Here is a 14,857-nt window from a genome sequence, read left to right on the forward strand (position 1 = left end):
GTCCTCATGAACGATTCCGGCCAGGGTTTCCGGCCCGCGCAGCGGCTGATCGACCTCGCGAACGCGGTACGGGACACTCCCCGGCTGCCCCGTGAAGCCCTCGCCGAGCTGCTGGCCCGCCATGGCGAGAACCCGGACGACCTCACCCCGGCCGCGTTCTCCGCGACCGACGCCGAGGAGCTGCGCGCCGCCGTCACCCGCATCAGCGGGGTGCTCGACGAGACCGACCCCGACCGCGCGGCCGGGGAGCTCAACTCCCTGCTCGCCGCACACGCGGGACCGCCACGGCTCTCGCGCCACGACGGCCACCCCTGGCATCTGCACGTCGACCGGGGTGACGACACCGGCTGGGCGGACTGGTTCCTCGCGTCCAGCGCCCTCGCCCTCGCCCGGATTCTCACCGAGTACGGCCGGATCACCTGGGGCGTCTGTGCCGCCGCCCGTTGCTCCACGTTCTACTTGGGCACCGGCCCCGGCAGCGCCCGGCGGTACTGCTCCGCCACCTGCGCCTCCCGCGAGCGCGTCGCCGCCCACCGGCGCCGCGCCAGGACGTGACCAACTCCGTTCGAAACGGAGCAGGTTGACCGTAGGATCTGACCGCTCGCGAGTCGCATCGGTCCGCCCCGGGTCCGCCCTCGTCGTCAGGAGTGCCAGGTGAACGCCTCGCCGTACCGTCTCGACCCCGCCGGCGGCTGCCCGCACGCCGCCAACGCCCGGCTGCTCGCTCAGGGGGCCGTGGCCCCCGTGGTGCTGCCCGGCGACATCGAGGGCATGGCCGTGCTCGGGCACGACGCGCTGCGCGACTTTCTCTCCCACCCCGAAGTCGCCAAGGGAGCCCAGCACTTCACCGCCCTCGGCGAGGGCCGCATACCCGAGGGCTGGCCGCTGCGCACCTTCGCCACCGTCCAGGGCATGACCACCGCCGACGGCACCGACCACCGCCGGCTGCGCTCCCTGGTCGGCAAGGCGTTCACCGCGCGCCGTGTCGAGGAGCTGCGCCCCCGGATCGAGGCGGTCACCGCCGGGCTCCTCGACCGGCTCGCCGACGCCGCCCGAGCGGGCGACGGCGTCGCCGACCTGCGGCGGCACTTCGCCCTTCCGCTGCCCCTCGGCGTCATCTGCGAACTGTTCGGCGTAGAGGAGAGGCACCAGGACCGCCTGCACCACCTCTCCAGTCAGGTCGTCGCCACCGACATCGGTCCCGAGCAGGCCGTCGCGGCCAACCGGGAGCTCCTGGAGGTCCTCACCGCCATCGCGGCCGACCGGGCCCGCGACCCCGGCGACGACCTCACCAGTGCGCTGATCGCCGCCCGGGACGAGGGCGGCGACCGGCTCAGCCAGCCCGAACTCATCGGCACCCTGGTCCTGATGATCATCGCCGGCCACGAGACCACGCTCAACCTCGTCACCAACGCCGTGCGCGCCCTGTGCGCCCACCGCGACCAGCTCGCCCACCTCACCGAGGGGCGCGCCGACTGGTCGGCCGCGGTCGAGGAGACCCTGCGCTGGGACAGCCCGGTGAGCTACTTCCCGTTCCGCTACCCCACCCGTGACCTGACCGTCGACGGCACCCTGATCCCCAAGGGCACGCCGGTCCTGGCCGGCTACTCGGCGGCAGGCCGCGACACGAAGGCCCACGGCCCGGACGCCGACCGCTTCGACATCACCCGCGCCCCGGCCGCCACACACCTCTCCCTGGGCCACGGCCCCCACTACTGCCTGGGCGCCCCGCTCGCCCGCATGGAGGCGAGGATCGCCCTGGAAGCGCTCTTCACCCGCTTCCCCGACCTGGACCTGGCCGTCCCCGAAGCGGACCTGACCCGCCACGCGAGCTTCGTCGGCAACAGCGTGCGAACCCTGCCCGTACGTCTCGCCGGCCGCAGCCGCCCCTTCTAGGAGATGCTCAGCCCGCGCGGCCGCGATCGCCCGCGGGGGAGGCGCGCAAGGCCGAGACGAGGCGCAGGAGATGCGCCTCGTTGCCCGAGAGGCCCGCGGCGCGCAGGGCCTCGTCGGCCTCGGTCATGGGGTGGGTGAGCATCGCCGCCGCGTAGGGCACGAGGTGCGGATCGGTCAGCACGGCCTGGGTGGACTCCAGAAGGCGAAGGTACGCCTGGGCGGCGGCGCGCTCACGGGCGGTGATCGTGGTCATGTCGGGCTCCCTCTCGACAGGTTGGCACCCTCCACCCTCTCGTACGGGTCTGACAATCAGGGTTCGCCCCGCCCGTCCAGGTGCGCGGAGAGCCTGTCGAGGAAGACCCGCTGGGCCGCGACGAGCAGCGGTGCGGCCGCCTCGGGGGCGAACCAGCCGACCCGGTCGATCTCCGGGAACTCCCGCTGGACGCCCGAACCGCGCGGCCACTCCATGGTGAACGTCCCCGGCACGACCCGGGTCGGGTCGAGATCGGCCTCCACCGCCCAGATCGTGACGGTCTTTCCGTTCGTCTGCCGTACCTCGCCGAGCGCGATCCGTTCCCCGTCCGGGGCCGGCAGGCCGAGCTCCTCCTCGAACTCGCGGCGGGCGGCGGCCTCCGGTGTCTCCTCGGGGCCGTACTCGCCCTTCGGGATCGACCAGGCCGCGACGTCCTTCGACGACCAGAAGGGCCCGCCCATATGGCCGATGAGCACCTCGAAGCCACCGTCCGCCGTTCTGCGGAAGAGAAGAAGCCCAGCACTGCGCTTGTCCGGCATACCGACCAGTGTGGCCGAACGCGTCAGATACCGCAGCTACTCGCCGACCAGTAGCGGGAGGCGCGGGTGTCCACGTGCGCGTGGTCGCCGTGGCCCGGGTAGCCGGGGCCGAGGATCCCGTTGAACCCGTGGTAGCGCGCCTGCTTGGCCAGGGTGCACAGCGACGGCGACCCCGTCAGGTCGACCCCGTCACCGTACAGATGGCGGCTGTCCGACGACCCGCCGACCGCCGAGTTGCAGGCGTACGAGCGGAAGCCGCTGCTCACCGAGATCGGTACGTCGCCCAGCGCGTGGCGCATCGCCTCCAGTTTCCACATCGCGCGCAGGGCGTTGGACTTCGCGGTGGCCGCGCTGACGGCGCCGCCGGAGTAGTCGCTGTTGCACTTGTTGAGCTCGGCGTAGGTGAAGTGGACCGGGGTGCAGTCCGCGTCCTGGAGGGCGTACAGCTTCGAGAAGGTCGCGGGACCGGCGACACCGTCCGCGGCCAGTCCGTACGCCTGCTGGAAGCGGGTCACCGCCGCCTTGGTGGCGGGGCCGTAGTCGCCGTCGACGGCGAGCACGGCGCCGTAGCCGGGATAGCCGGCGACCCGGATCTGCAGTTGCGTCACGTCCGCACCGGACATGCCCGAGGACAGCGTGCGGCCCCAGGTGTAGCACTCGTCCGCGTGCGCCGTGCCGGATGTGGCGAGCGTGCCCGCGAGGGCGGCGACCACCACCAGGACCGTGGCGAGCAGGGATCTGACCATGCGCCGGGCCATGACACCTCCGTGTCGAAGAGACGGGATCTCCGTCATGAGCATGACGATGAGGATGGGGTGGCGCGGGGCGCTGGTCAACGGTGCGGGACATGTGCCAATGGCCCAGGCCACTGGCGCCTACGAGCCGATCCGCACCGTCACCGGACCGCCCGCCGGATCCACCCGGCGCGCCCATCCGGCGCCCAGCCGCACGGAGCGGTGCGGCCACGCCGTGCCGAGGAGCTGTGAGCGGTGGAGGATACGGCCGTCCTGCGAGACCTCCACGAGCGGACGCGACAGTGGCTCCCTCACCCGCAGCAGAAACGCACGGCCGGCGGCCCCTTCGTCGATCCGGTTCGGTGCCACCCACCGCAGGGCGCCGGCCGCCGTCACCGGCACCCCCGAGAGCGGCCACGGCGCCCCCGCCAGGTGTCGGAGCACCGCGTCCGCCACCCCGCGCCCCTCGCCCGCGGCCGCGCCCGCCGATTCGACCCCGCGCAGCACGTTGCCCGCCGCGAACACCCCCGCCGATCCCGTACGGAAGGAGCCGTCGACCGCGGGCCCGCGCGTACCCGGGTCGAGCGGCACCCCGCCCTCACGGGCCAGCTCGTGGTCCGGGATCCAGTCCCCGGTGAAGACGACCGTGTCGCAGCGGATCACCCCGGACCGTCCGTCGAGACGGCTCACGCCGACGCCCGTGAGCCGCCCCCGGCCCAGCAGCTCCGTCACCCTCGCGCCCGTGAGCAGCGGCGGAGGCGGTACAGCCCCGAACCGCCGGGGCCCGCGCGACTGCTCCGTGACCATGGCCACCACCTCCACCCCGGCCCCGCGGAGCGTGCGCACCGCATGCTGGGCCACCGGCTCCGCGCCGAGCACGACGGCCCGCCGCCCGAGGCGCTCGCGGCGCACCCCGTACAGATGGACGGACTGCTGCAGCTCGCCGGTCGTCAGCACCCCGGCCGGTCGTGTCCCGGGCACCAGGCGCGCGCTGCGCGGCCGTTCGCGTGCCCCGGTCGCGAGGACCACCGCCCGCGCCGTGATCCTCTCGAGCCCGGTCGGGGCCGTGACGTCCAGGGTGAGGGGGCCCGACCAGCCGACGGCCGAGACCCGGGTACGGACTGCGGCCCCGGCCACCATCGCCGCCCGCGCCAGCCGCCGCGCGTACGCGGGCCCGTCCAGCGGGCGGCCGAAGTCGGCCAGGCCGAAGCCGCCGTGGAAGCAGTGGCGCGGCACACCGCCGGCCTCCTGCTCCCGCTCAAGGACCTCGATCCGGTACGGGCCCGCGGCGGCGAGACGGGCGGCCGCGGCGAGCCCGGCGGGCCCCGCGCCGACGACGAGCACGTCCACCGTACGGTTCACCGCTCCGGCCACGGGTGACCCGCCTCCTCGAACATCGCGCGGACCGTCGCCCCGCAGAAGAAACCCTGGCACCGGCCCGCTCGCGCCCGCGTCCGGCGCCGCAGCCCGTCGAGTGAGCCCGGCGGCACCGTCGAGGCGAGCGCGTCCCGGATCTCGCCTCTCGTGACCCGCTCGCAGTGGCAGACGATCGTCCCGAACTCCGGGTCCCGCGCGATGAGTTCGGCATCACGATACGGGCGGGGGAACGCCTCGCCCAGGTTCGGCATCCGGACCGGGGCGAGCGGCCGCTCCGCCCCGAGGACCAGTCCGCTGTCCGCGAGCAGCTCCACCACGTGCGCGGCGATCGCCGGCGAGGCTGTCAGCCCGGTGGACCGGATACCGCCCGCCGTGACGTACCGCAGCGCCGGGTGAGCGGCGCACATGTAGTCGTCGTACTCGGTCGCGGACCGCAGCCCGGCGTAGACCGCCGTGACCTCCTCGTCGAGGAGAGCGGGCAGGATCCGGCCGCCCTGGGCCCGCAGGGCCGCCAGGCCCTCGGCGGTCGATCCGGTGGCCGTCCTGTCGTCCAGGTCCTCGGCCGTCGGGCCGAGCAGCACGTTCCCGTACACCGTCGGCGTGACCAGGACGCCCTTGCCGAGCACGCCGGGGACGGGGAGGAGGATGTGCCGCACCAGGGAGCGGGCGAACGTGTCGAAGACGATCAGCTGGCCGCGCCTCGGCGTCACCGTGAAGTCCCGCCGGCCGAACAGCGCGTCGAACCGGTCCGCGTACAGCCCGCACGCGTTGACGACATACCGGGCCCGCAGGACCCCGCGTGGGGTGATCAGCCGGTGCGGCGCACCCGGATCCGCCTTCTCCACCCGGCAGTCGAGGTGCAGGTCGACCCCGGAGCGCACCGCCTGCGTCGCGTACGCGAGCGTGGTCGTCCACGGGCAGATGATCGACTCGCCCGGCACCTCCAGCGCGCCGAGCGCCCCGGGCCCCAGGTGCGGTTCCCGCGCGCGCAGTTCCCCGGCTCCCAGGACGCGGGTGGTGCGGTGGCCGTTGCGCCTGGCCTTCTCCGCGAGCCGGGGAAGCGCGGCCAGCTGCTCCTCGTCCCAGGCGACGAGGACAGCTCCGAGCGGCTCGACGGGAATGCCCGTCTCCCGCGCGTAGTCCGCGAGCAGCCGCTGCCCGTCCCGTACCAGCCGGGCCTCCAGCGAGCCGGGCACGGCGTCGAAACCGGTGTGCAGGATCGCCGTGTTGGCCTTCGACGTGCCCTCGCCGACGTCACCGGACGCCTCGACGAGCGCGATACGCAACGGGCGCCGGGCGAGTTCGCGGGCGACGGCGCAGCCGACCACCCCGGCACCGACCACCACGACGTCGTACTCCGCGCCGGGCGCCGAGGTGTCCGGCAGCGCTCCCGCGCGGGTGACGGCCCCGCGTCGCCGGCCCGCCGTCATGGGTGTGACGCTCCGGGGGAGCGGTCGAGGAGCGCCGCGACGGCGGTACGGAACCGGTGTACGCGTTCCTCCGCCTCGGCACGCGCGATCGCGGGCTCGTAGACGGCCGACGGCTTCCACTCCGGGACGGCCTCGTGGACGGTGAGGTCCGGATCGAGGCCGAGCCGGGCCACCGCGCCGACCCCCAGCGCCGTGGCGTCGGGCAACGCCGACACCTCGACCGGGAGTTGGAGCAGGTCCGCCTGGGTCTGCATCAGCAGTGCGGAGCGGGTGAGTCCGCCGTCCACGCGCAGCGAGGTGAGCGGTCTGCCGAGGTCGGCGGCTGCCGCACCGGCCAGCTCCACGACCTGCGCCGCGATTCCCTCGCACAGCGCGCGGACCAGATGCCCGCCGGTCGTGTCCAGGCCCAGGCCGTGCAGGGACCCGCGCACATCGCCGCGCCACCACGGCGCGGCGAGCCCCGCGAGGGCCGGTACGAAGGTGACCCCGCCGGTGTCCGGCACCGTCCCGCCCACGGCGTCGAGGTCCTCGGCTCCCGACAGCACCCCGAGGTCGGTCAGCCAGCGCACGGCGGACGCGGCCGTGTACACCTGGCCGTCCAGGCAGTAGCTCGTCCGGCCGGCGAGCCGCCAGGCGACACAGCTCACGAGGCCCGAATCGCCGCGGCGCGGGGTCGGGCCGGTCTGTGCGAGCAGGAACGCCCCTGTTCCGTACGTGCACTTGGCCGCGCCCGGTTCGGTGACGCTCTGTGCGAGGAGGGCGGCCTGCTGGTCCACGAGCAGACCGGTCAGGGGGAGGGGTGGGCCGAACGCCGTCGTGACGCCCACGCGGGTGTCCGCGTCGACCACGCGGGGCAGCCGCTCGCCGCCCAGCCCGAAGACGTCGAGGGCGGGGGCGGACCAGGACACGGTGTCGAGATCGAGCAGACCGGTCCGCCCCGCGGTCGCGGCGTCGGTGACGAAGGCGCCGGTGAGACGGTGCACCAGCCAGACGTCGCTCGTGGTGACGACTCCCGCCCCGGTGAGCCGGCGACGGATCCAGGCCATCTTGGGTGCGGCGAAGTACGGATCCAGCGGCAGCCCGGTCCACTGCTTCAACTCGTCGGCGTGAGCGGAGAGTTCGGTGCACAGCTGCTCCGCCCTGCGGTCCTGCCAGACGAGCGCGTCGGTGAGCGGCTCGCCCGTCTCCGGGTCCCAGGCGAGGACGGTCTCGCCCTGATTGGCAAGGCCCACGGCGGCGACCGGGGTCTCCGCCCGGTCCAGTGCGGCACGCCCGGCGGCGACGACGGAGTCGTACAGCTCGGCCGGATCGACCTCCACCAGGCCGCCCGGCAGGTAGCGGGGCCGTACGGGCGCCGAGCCCGCGCCGATCACACCTCGCTCGGGGCACACGACGAGCGCCTTGGTTCCCGAGGTGCCCTGGTCGATGGCGAGTACCGGGCCCGTCATCGTCGTACTCCCGTCCTCGAAGGTCTTCGTCCTTGATCGCAGAAGCGGACAGAGTGGTGGACGCGATCCGTCCCCGTCAAGCGGGCCGCGGCGCGGGCGTCGGCTTGGCGCCAGGAGTTGACGGATGCTCATATTCGGTCCGTGGCCGGATAGTTACGGTCAGATGTGAAAGTGGACCGGGCTCGTCCAGCGGACTCTATAGTGATCGCCGATCAACGGCCGGGATGCCCACCGGGGACTGACCACCCCCTCCACCCACCGAGGACCCATGTCGCCCACCGCACGCCCCGCTCCGTGATGGCAGGCCACGGCTTCCGGCCCGTCTACCACCCGGCGGGCCACGACCATGCCCTGCGCCATGCCGTCCAGGATCTGCGGACCGGCCGCTGGGTGTCCATGGCCCGATTACTCGACGAGACGCCCGGCTGGGCCGACTGGACCCGGCGCACCCAGGTGCTCGCCACCGTCGCCGCCGGCACCGATGTCGTCCAGGCCTGGCGGACCGAGCAGCCGGACAGTGTCCCCGCGACCGTGATGCACACCCGGGTCGCCGTCGAGCGCGCCGTACGAGCCCACCGCTCCGGCCACCCCCGTACCCGTGAACTGTGGCAGAGCGCCTGGACCGCCTGCCGGGACGCCGCCGAACAGGCGCCCGCCGACCCCGTCCCCTGGATCTGTCTGCTCGCCCTCGCCGTGCTCGACGACCGGCAGCACATGGAACAGCACCGGGTCCGCCCGCCCGCCCCCATACTCCCGCCCGGCCCCTGGGGACTGCTCGCGGAGGCCGAGAAACGCGACCCGCACAATCGCGAGGCGCACCATCGCATGCTCCAGTTCCTCTACGCGCGCAGCAGCTCCGGCCCGCTCTCCGAAGCCGTCACCTACGCGCAGTGGGCCGCCGCTTCGGCCCCGACCGGCTCCGCCCTGCACGCCCTCCCGCTCTACGTGAGGGTCGAGCGCTACCGCCGCGAACGCGGCCACGAGCACGCCCTCGACCTGCACTGGGTCGCCGAGGACGCCATCCGCGACGCCGCGCGGGCGATGAACTCCTGGTTCCTCTTCTGCGCCACCGACGAGGCCTCCCTCCTCGACCTCAACCATCTCGCCCACGCCCTCCACGGCGCCCTGCGCTTCCCCGACGCCGCGCGTGTCTTCGAGGCCCTGGGGCCGTACTACACGGTGCTGCCCTGGGCGTACCGCACGGCCCGCCCCGACGACCGGGCACTGGCCGAAGAGGACTTCCTGCGTGCCCGCGCCCGCTGTCTCGGCCACTGACCTCGCGTCACCGCCCCCTCCCCAGCCCCGCTCACCCCTTCCCCCCGGAGGTACCGGCATGTCCCGCACCACCCCCGTCCCCGTCGACGCCTTACGCACGCCGCCGGCCGGCCAGGACGAGGAGGCCCGGCTCAGAGAGCTCGGCTACCAGCCCGTCCTGGCCCGCCGCATGGGCAGCTTCGGCAACTTCGCCATCAGCTTCTCCGTCATCTCGATCCTCTCCGGCTGCATGACGCTCTACGGCTTCGGCCTGGGCACCGGCGGACCCGCCGTCATGATGTGGGGCTGGGCGGGAGTCGGCCTCTTCGTCCTGTGCGTCGGCCTCGCGCTCGCCGAGGTCACCAGCGCCTACCCGACCTCCGGCGCGCTCTACTACATGGCCGACCGGCTGGGCGGCCGCCGGTGGGGCTGGTACACCGGCTGGCTGAATCTGCTCGGCCTGCTCGGTGCGATCGCCGGCATCGACTACGGCGCGGCCTTGTTCACCGGGGCCTTCCTCAACCTCCAGTGGGGCATCGCGCCCACGGCCGGCTCGACCTTTCTGATCTTCCTCGTGATCCTGCTGCTGCACGCCGTGCTCAACCTCTTCGGGGTCCGCCTGGTCAGCGTGCTCAACTCGATCAGCGTCTGGTGGCATCTCGCCGGGGTGGCCGTGATCGTCGGCGCCCTGGCGCTCGTCCCCGACCGCCACCAGTCCGCCGAGTTCGTCTTCACCGAGTTCGTCAACGACACCGGCTGGGCCAACCCGTTCTACGTCGCCGCCGTCGGCCTCCTCCTCGCCCAGTACACCTTCTCCGGCTACGACGCCTCGGCTCATCTCTCCGAGGAGACCTCCAACGCCTCCGTCAGCGCGGCCAAGGGCATCGTCCGGGCCATCTGGGTCTCCTGGATCGCGGGCTTCGCACTGCTGGCCGGACTGACCTTCGCGATCCAGGACTACGCGGGCACGCAGAACACCGCCACCGGTGTACCGCCCGCCCAGATCCTGCTCGACGCGCTCGGCTCCGGCGGCGCCACCGCCCTGCTGCTGGTGGTGATCGTGGCCCAGCTCTTCTGCGGCAACGCCGAGGTGGCCGCCGCCAGTCGCATGGTCTTCGCCTTCAGCCGCGACAACGCCCTGCCGGGCTCGGCCCTGTGGCGCAGGGTCAGCAGCCGTACGCAGACCCCGGTGCCGGCGGTCTGGCTCGCGGTCGGCGTCGCCGCGCTCCTCGCCGTGCCCTCGCTGTACTCCGCCACCGCCTACGGCGCCGTCACCGCCATCAACGTCATCGGCATCACTCCTGCCTACGCCATCCCGATCTATCTGCGCCTGCGGGCGGGGAAGCGGTTCACCCCGGGGCCGTGGAGCCTCGGCCGTTGGAGCCGCCCGATCGGCTGGACCGCCGTGATCTGGGTCGCCGTCGTCACCGTCCTCTTCTGCCTGCCGCAGAAGTCCCCGGTGACTGTCGAGTCCATGAACTACGCGGTCATCGCGCTCGCCGTCGTCCTCGTGCTCGCCAGCGTGTGGTGGTACGTGGCCCGCCGTTCGTACGGCACGCCGTCGGCGTACGGCACGGCCCGTGAGGAGGCGGAGATCGCGGAGGGGATCGTGTGACGGATCCGGGATGATGGATATCGGATGTCGGACATTGGATCCGACATCCGACATCCGATATCCAGATTTCTTCCTCAGTCGCTCCTCAGTCGCTGAACTCGTACGTCCACGCGGCTCCCTGCGCCGCGAAGTCGACGTCCGTGATCTCCAGCGCATGCCCGTGCTGGTCGCTCACCACCCGGTGGACGACCAGCCGGGCCGTGCCGCCCCCGACCCCCGCGGCCGAGCTCGGCGGCACCCCGATCGACTCCCGGTGGGTGAGCCGCAGCCCCGCCTGATGCATCCAGTGGTAGAGCAGGCGCAGATCGGGCTGCAGTACGGTCCCCCTGCCCCGCCGGTACTTCGCGAGTTGCGGGATCTCGGCGAGCGCCGGCCGGGAGAACCAGGACACCGACCGCTGGAGCGGTGTTCCACCGGGGGAGAGGACGACGTGCCGGTGGACGAGGGTGGGCTCGCCGGGGACGAGTGCGAGCCGCGCCGCGAGCGAGGCCGGCGGCGCCTCCCAGGTGAGGGAGGCGCGTACCAGGGCGTCGGCCGCTTCCTTCCCACCCGGAAAGAGCTGCCGACGTGCCGTCAGAGCCGGTACGCCCGGCTCGTGTTCGGTGCCCGCGGCGAAGGTGCCGCGGCGGTCGGTGACGACGAGCCGCTCCTCGCGCAGCAGGTGGAGCGCGCTGCGGACGGTCTGCCGGTTGACGTGGTAGCGGTGCGCGAGGGAGCGCTCGGACGGGAGCCGACTGCCGGGGGAGATGCGCCGGTCGGCGAGGTCGCCGCGCAGCGCGGCGGCGACCTTGAGGTAGAGCGGGACCACCGCCGCCTGCTCGGGTTCGGGTTCAGCCATGTTCCAACCCTCTCTTTGCTCAGCGTGACAGTCTGGGCCGTGTGGGTGATCAATTCCTATCATTGGTCTAAACCATTAAGGAAGAGGGGGCGACGGGAGTGGCCGAAACCCGGAACGCCCCGGGGTGCGCGGAGCGGCATCTGACCTTGTAATGAGTCTCGACCGGTAGCGGCGGTGGAAGAGGCGGGTGAGGCCGGATGACGACACCGGCAGCGCGGGCCGAAGTGGGCAAGGCGGCCCGCAAGAGCGTGCCCCGGTCCTCGCACGGCCGGTGGATACCCTCCTCGCAGCGCCCGGACCCGCTGGCCGTCCTGGACCGGCAGTCCGTCGACCGGGTCCCCGAGCTGGTCCCCATCCGGTACGGCCGTATGGTCGTCTCGCCCTTCGCGTTCCTGCGCGGCGCGGCCGCCGTCATGGCAGCCGACCTCGCCGCCCAGCGCCACACCGGCCTCACCGTCCAGCTCTGCGGCGACGCCCATCTGCTCAACTTCGGCGTCTACGCGTCACCCGAACGGGCGCTTCTCTTCGACGTCAACGATTTCGACGAAACCCTGCCGGGCCCCTTCGAGTGGGACGTCAAACGGCTCGCCGCGAGCGTCGCCGTGGCCGCCCTGCAGAACGGCAACACCAAGGCCAAGGCCCATCGCGCGGCCCTCGCCGCCACCGAGACGTACCGCACCTCCATCCGCCGTCTCGCCGGCCTCGGGGAGCTCGCCGTCTGGTACGAGCGGATCGACACCGCCGACCTGGCACCCCTCGTGCGCCGGGACCGGCGCGCCCAGTTCGAGAACCGCCTCGCCCGGGCCCGCCGCCGCACCAGCCTCCAGGCGCTCGGCAAGCTCACCGAGCAGGACCAGAGCGGCAGCAGGCGCATCGTCGACGACCCGCCGCTCCTCGAACGCGTCACGGACATCGACCGGGTCACCCTGGGCAAGATCTTCAGCGACTACCGCAGTTCCCTCTCCGAGGAGCGCCGGCTGCTCCTGGACCGCTATCGCTTCGTCGACGCGGCCCGCAAGGTCGTCGGCGTCGGCAGCGTCGGCACCCGCTGCTTCATCCTGCTGCTCGAAGGCCGTGACGACAGCGACCCGTTGATCCTGCAGGTCAAGGAGGCCGGCCGCTCGGTCCTGGAGCCGTATCTGCCGCCGACGACGTACGCCCACCAGGGCCAGCGGGTCGTCTGCGGGCAGCGCCTGATCCAGGCGGCCAGCGACATCTTCCTCGGCTGGATGACGGGACCCGAGCAACGCCACTTCTACTGGCGCCAGTTGCGCGACATGAAGGGCTCCGCCGAGGTGGAGGCCATGTCACCGGCGGTACTGCGCGACTACGCCGGACTCTGCGGCCGCGCCCTGGCCCGCGCGCACGCCCGCTCCGGAGACCGGATCGCCATCGCCGCCTACCTCGGCTCCTCGGACGTCTTCGACCGGGCGATCGCCGACTTCGCGATCCGGTACGCGGACCAGAACGCCGACGACTACGCGGCGCTGAGCGCGGCGATAGCGGCGGGCGTGGTGGCGGCGGCGCCGGGCGTGTGACGGTGCGGGCGGGGCCGGTGCACCACCCGCACCGGCCCCACCGGCGTCGTCAGGCCTCGCGTCGCATCGGCGGCTCGTCCGGAGTCTGCGGGATTGGCCCGAAGAGCACCGCACGGGCCACCGCGGGCGCGAACAGCGAGGTCATCGGGGCGTTCAGCGTCAGTACGGAGCGGAACGCCGCCCCCACCACGGGATCCCCGCCGTACCGCTGTTGCAGCCGGCCCAGGTACCAGCCCACCGGCTTGTCCAGCGCCCGCGTGGTCATCGCGTTGCCCGTGGCGCCGGGCATCTTCTTGTCCGCGCCGGCCGAGATGTCCCATGCCTGCTGCGCGGAGTCGAGCAGCGCCTTCTGGACCGTACGCGTGGTCGGCGTGCGCTTCGGGTCGGACAGCGCCCGGCGCAGGGCCACGGCGTTCAGCGCGGCGACCGTCATGCCCTGTCCGTAGATCGGGTTGAAGGTGCACAGCGCGTCGCCGGTGGCGAGGAAGCCCGCAGGACGGCGGCCCGGACGGTCGTACCGGCGGCGGACGTTCGCGGTCGAGCGGAAGCCGTGCACCGGGGACTCCGGCGTGGCCTTCGCGATCCAGTCGCTCACGACGGGGTGCGGGAGCTTCGCGGCGAACGCCTCGAACCCCGTCTCGTCCGTGGGAGGTTCGTCACCCCGCAGCCCGGACAGGGTGACCAGGTGGCGCCCGTCCCCGAGGGGCAGCACCACACCGCCGTACACCTGACCGGGGTTGGGGACCACGTTGTAGCCGAGAGCGTCCGTCCCGGCGTCCTCGGGGGCGCGGTACATCCGGGTCGCGTACGCCAGGCCGGTGTCGATGGTCTCCTCGTGCGGGGCCTCCGCCCCGATCGCGGCGAGCCAGTCGGGCGAGCGCGTGCCGCGGCCCGAGGCGTCGACCACCAGGTCGGCCTTCAGGGACCGGGTCTCCTTCGGGCTCCCCGCACCGCGCTCGCGCAGCAGGACGCCGCGCACCCGTTCCGCGTCGCCGATCAGGCCGACGGTCTCCGTGCCCTGCACGATCTCGATACGGGGATCGGCGAGGACGCGACGGCGCACCAGCCACTCCAACTGGGCGCGCGGGCCCGTGTAGAGATACGTGGTGGCGGGCAGGCGGGTGAACCAGCGTCCGTTCTGCCACTGGACCATGTCCTCGGGCATCCCCACCCGGGGCGCGCCGAGCTCGCGCAGTTCACCCGTGAAGCCGGGGAGCAGCTCGTCGAGCGCCTGCTGTCCGGCGTCGAGCAGGACATGAATGTGCCGGGACTGCGGAACTCCGGGCCGGGCGTCCGGCTCCTCCGGGAAACGGTCGCGCTCGACGACCGTCACCTTCTCCGCGTGTTCGCTGAGCACCCGCGCCGCCAGCAAGCCCGCGAGACTTCCCCCGATGACCACCGCATGACGTGTCCTGCGGTGCCCCAACTCGTCGGCCATCCCCGCCCCTTCCCCGAAAAGGATCTACGACTGACCAGTATCCACGGTCTCGCGGGGCACATCACGTGCGCCGAGACGCAGATGCTCGATGTGGTACACGGCCTCGTCCAGGAGCTGCGCGACATGGTTGTCGTACAGGCTGTACTCGATCCGGCGGCCCTGCCGGACCCCGGTCACGAGGCCCAGCGCGCGCAGCAGGCGCAGCTGGTGGGAGACGGCCGACTGCTCCATCTCGACGGCGGAGGCGAGTTCGGTCACTCCGCACGGCCCCTGGCGCAGCTTGGTGAGGATCATCAGCCGCGAGGGCGTCGCGAGGGCCTGGAGGGTGGCGGCGATGGTGGCCGCGGACTCCGCGTCCAGGTGGGTTGCCGGGGTCGTCTCGCCGTTCACTCCGTGTCCCATGGGCTCATCGTAGCGGCGGCGATAAACGTATGAATGAAGACCTCTTCATGTATTCCGCTATGGTGGTGTCGCATCGCCCCGACGTCCCCCTCGAA

At 72.8% G+C, this 14,857-nt stretch carries 14 protein-coding genes; 5 read left to right on the forward strand and 9 right to left on the reverse strand.

What is annotated here, in order from left to right; translation table 11 throughout:
- Nucleotides 1–6: 6 nt before the first annotated feature.
- Both FDM97_RS15970 and FDM97_RS15975 read left to right on the forward strand, forming a co-directional pair.
- Nucleotides 7–555 carry a CGNR zinc finger domain-containing protein gene (locus FDM97_RS15970; protein ID WP_137991069.1) on the forward strand — a complete coding sequence of 183 codons (549 nt, stop codon included), beginning with the start codon at nucleotides 7–9 and terminating at the stop codon, nucleotides 553–555.
- A 99-nt stretch (nucleotides 556–654) separates the two neighbouring features.
- Nucleotides 655–1,896: a cytochrome P450 family protein gene (locus FDM97_RS15975; RefSeq protein WP_137991070.1), complete on the forward strand. Its 1,242-nt coding sequence runs from the start codon at nucleotides 655–657 to the stop codon at nucleotides 1,894–1,896.
- Nucleotides 1,897–1,903: 7 nt separating this feature from the next.
- Here the strand turns inward: FDM97_RS15975 and FDM97_RS15980 are convergent, their stop codons facing one another.
- From FDM97_RS15980 to FDM97_RS16005, 6 genes are all read right to left on the reverse strand, one after another.
- Nucleotides 1,904–2,149: a hypothetical protein gene (locus tag FDM97_RS15980; RefSeq protein WP_137991071.1), complete on the reverse strand. Its 246-nt coding sequence runs from the start codon at nucleotides 2,147–2,149 to the stop codon at nucleotides 1,904–1,906.
- A 56-nt stretch (nucleotides 2,150–2,205) separates the two neighbouring features.
- Nucleotides 2,206–2,688: an NUDIX hydrolase gene (locus tag FDM97_RS15985; RefSeq protein WP_137991072.1), complete on the reverse strand. Its 483-nt coding sequence runs from the start codon at nucleotides 2,686–2,688 to the stop codon at nucleotides 2,206–2,208.
- Nucleotides 2,689–2,711: 23 nt separating this feature from the next.
- Entirely contained in the window at nucleotides 2,712–3,446 is a 735-nt protein-coding gene (locus FDM97_RS15990) for a D-Ala-D-Ala carboxypeptidase family metallohydrolase (protein ID WP_137991073.1), read from the reverse strand.
- Nucleotides 3,447–3,563: 117 nt separating this feature from the next.
- Nucleotides 3,564–4,796, reverse strand: coding sequence for an FAD-dependent oxidoreductase (locus FDM97_RS15995; protein ID WP_254705617.1), 1,233 nt, complete (start codon nucleotides 4,794–4,796; stop codon nucleotides 3,564–3,566).
- Nucleotides 4,781–6,229, reverse strand: a complete 1,449-nt coding sequence (locus FDM97_RS16000; protein WP_137991074.1) for an FAD-dependent oxidoreductase — start codon at nucleotides 6,227–6,229, stop codon at nucleotides 4,781–4,783. Before FDM97_RS16000 ends, FDM97_RS15995 begins: the two co-directional genes overlap by 16 nt.
- Nucleotides 6,226–7,677, reverse strand: a complete 1,452-nt coding sequence (locus FDM97_RS16005; RefSeq protein ID WP_137991075.1) for an FGGY family carbohydrate kinase — start codon at nucleotides 7,675–7,677, stop codon at nucleotides 6,226–6,228. Before FDM97_RS16005 ends, FDM97_RS16000 begins: the two co-directional genes overlap by 4 nt.
- 297 nt (nucleotides 7,678–7,974) lie before the next feature.
- Between FDM97_RS16005 and FDM97_RS16010 the strand changes: the two genes are divergently transcribed.
- On the forward strand, nucleotides 7,975–8,952 hold the full coding sequence (locus FDM97_RS16010) for a hypothetical protein (RefSeq protein ID WP_137994851.1): 978 nt from the start codon (nucleotides 7,975–7,977) through the stop codon (nucleotides 8,950–8,952).
- Between the two features lie 58 nt (nucleotides 8,953–9,010).
- A complete protein-coding gene (locus tag FDM97_RS16015) occupies nucleotides 9,011–10,546 on the forward strand; it encodes an amino acid permease (RefSeq protein WP_137991076.1) in 1,536 nt (511 codons plus the stop codon).
- Between the two features lie 85 nt (nucleotides 10,547–10,631).
- Here FDM97_RS16015 and FDM97_RS16020 read toward each other — a convergent pair whose 3' ends face one another.
- Complete coding sequence (locus tag FDM97_RS16020) at nucleotides 10,632–11,384, reverse strand: GntR family transcriptional regulator (protein WP_137991077.1); 753 nt, start codon at nucleotides 11,382–11,384, stop codon at nucleotides 10,632–10,634.
- 197 nt (nucleotides 11,385–11,581) lie between these two features.
- On the opposite strand from FDM97_RS16020, the gene FDM97_RS16025 reads away from it, so the two are divergent.
- A complete protein-coding gene (locus FDM97_RS16025) occupies nucleotides 11,582–12,922 on the forward strand; it encodes a DUF2252 domain-containing protein (RefSeq protein WP_137991078.1) in 1,341 nt (446 codons plus the stop codon).
- Between the two features lie 49 nt (nucleotides 12,923–12,971).
- Here FDM97_RS16025 and FDM97_RS16030 read toward each other — a convergent pair whose 3' ends face one another.
- The gene (locus FDM97_RS16030; RefSeq protein ID WP_137991079.1) at nucleotides 12,972–14,360 is read right to left on the reverse strand and encodes an FAD-dependent oxidoreductase; all 1,389 of its coding nucleotides are present in this window, start codon (nucleotides 14,358–14,360) and stop codon (nucleotides 12,972–12,974) included.
- A 24-nt stretch (nucleotides 14,361–14,384) separates the two neighbouring features.
- Entirely contained in the window at nucleotides 14,385–14,762 is a 378-nt protein-coding gene (locus FDM97_RS16035; RefSeq protein WP_137991080.1) for an ArsR/SmtB family transcription factor, read from the reverse strand.
- Nucleotides 14,763–14,857: the final 95 nt, after the last annotated feature.

The sequence above is a fragment of the Streptomyces vilmorinianum genome, assembly GCF_005517195.1.
In the GTDB taxonomy this organism is placed as follows: domain Bacteria; phylum Actinomycetota; class Actinomycetes; order Streptomycetales; family Streptomycetaceae; genus Streptomyces; species Streptomyces vilmorinianum.

What these genes read in the sequence shown, in the direction of transcription:
- FDM97_RS15970 (WP_137991069.1), top strand. Translation starts at nt 7, where the DNA reads ATGAACGATTCCGGCCAGGGTTTCCGGCCCGCGCAGCGGCTGATCGAC.
- FDM97_RS15980 (WP_137991071.1), bottom strand. Translation starts at nt 2,149, where the DNA reads ATGACCACGATCACCGCCCGTGAGCGCGCCGCCGCCCAGGCGTACCTT.
- FDM97_RS15985 (WP_137991072.1), bottom strand. Translation starts at nt 2,688, where the DNA reads ATGCCGGACAAGCGCAGTGCTGGGCTTCTTCTCTTCCGCAGAACGGCG.
- FDM97_RS15990 (WP_137991073.1), bottom strand. Translation starts at nt 3,446, where the DNA reads ATGGCCCGGCGCATGGTCAGATCCCTGCTCGCCACGGTCCTGGTGGTG.
- FDM97_RS16000 (WP_137991074.1), bottom strand. Translation starts at nt 6,229, where the DNA reads ATGACGGCGGGCCGGCGACGCGGGGCCGTCACCCGCGCGGGAGCGCTG.
- FDM97_RS16005 (WP_137991075.1), bottom strand. Translation starts at nt 7,677, where the DNA reads ATGACGGGCCCGGTACTCGCCATCGACCAGGGCACCTCGGGAACCAAG.
- FDM97_RS16010 (WP_137994851.1), top strand. Translation starts at nt 7,975, where the DNA reads ATGGCAGGCCACGGCTTCCGGCCCGTCTACCACCCGGCGGGCCACGAC.
- FDM97_RS16015 (WP_137991076.1), top strand. Translation starts at nt 9,011, where the DNA reads ATGTCCCGCACCACCCCCGTCCCCGTCGACGCCTTACGCACGCCGCCG.
- FDM97_RS16020 (WP_137991077.1), bottom strand. Translation starts at nt 11,384, where the DNA reads ATGGCTGAACCCGAACCCGAGCAGGCGGCGGTGGTCCCGCTCTACCTC.
- FDM97_RS16025 (WP_137991078.1), top strand. Translation starts at nt 11,582, where the DNA reads ATGACGACACCGGCAGCGCGGGCCGAAGTGGGCAAGGCGGCCCGCAAG.
- FDM97_RS16030 (WP_137991079.1), bottom strand. Translation starts at nt 14,360, where the DNA reads ATGGCCGACGAGTTGGGGCACCGCAGGACACGTCATGCGGTGGTCATC.
- FDM97_RS16035 (WP_137991080.1), bottom strand. Translation starts at nt 14,762, where the DNA reads ATGGGACACGGAGTGAACGGCGAGACGACCCCGGCAACCCACCTGGAC.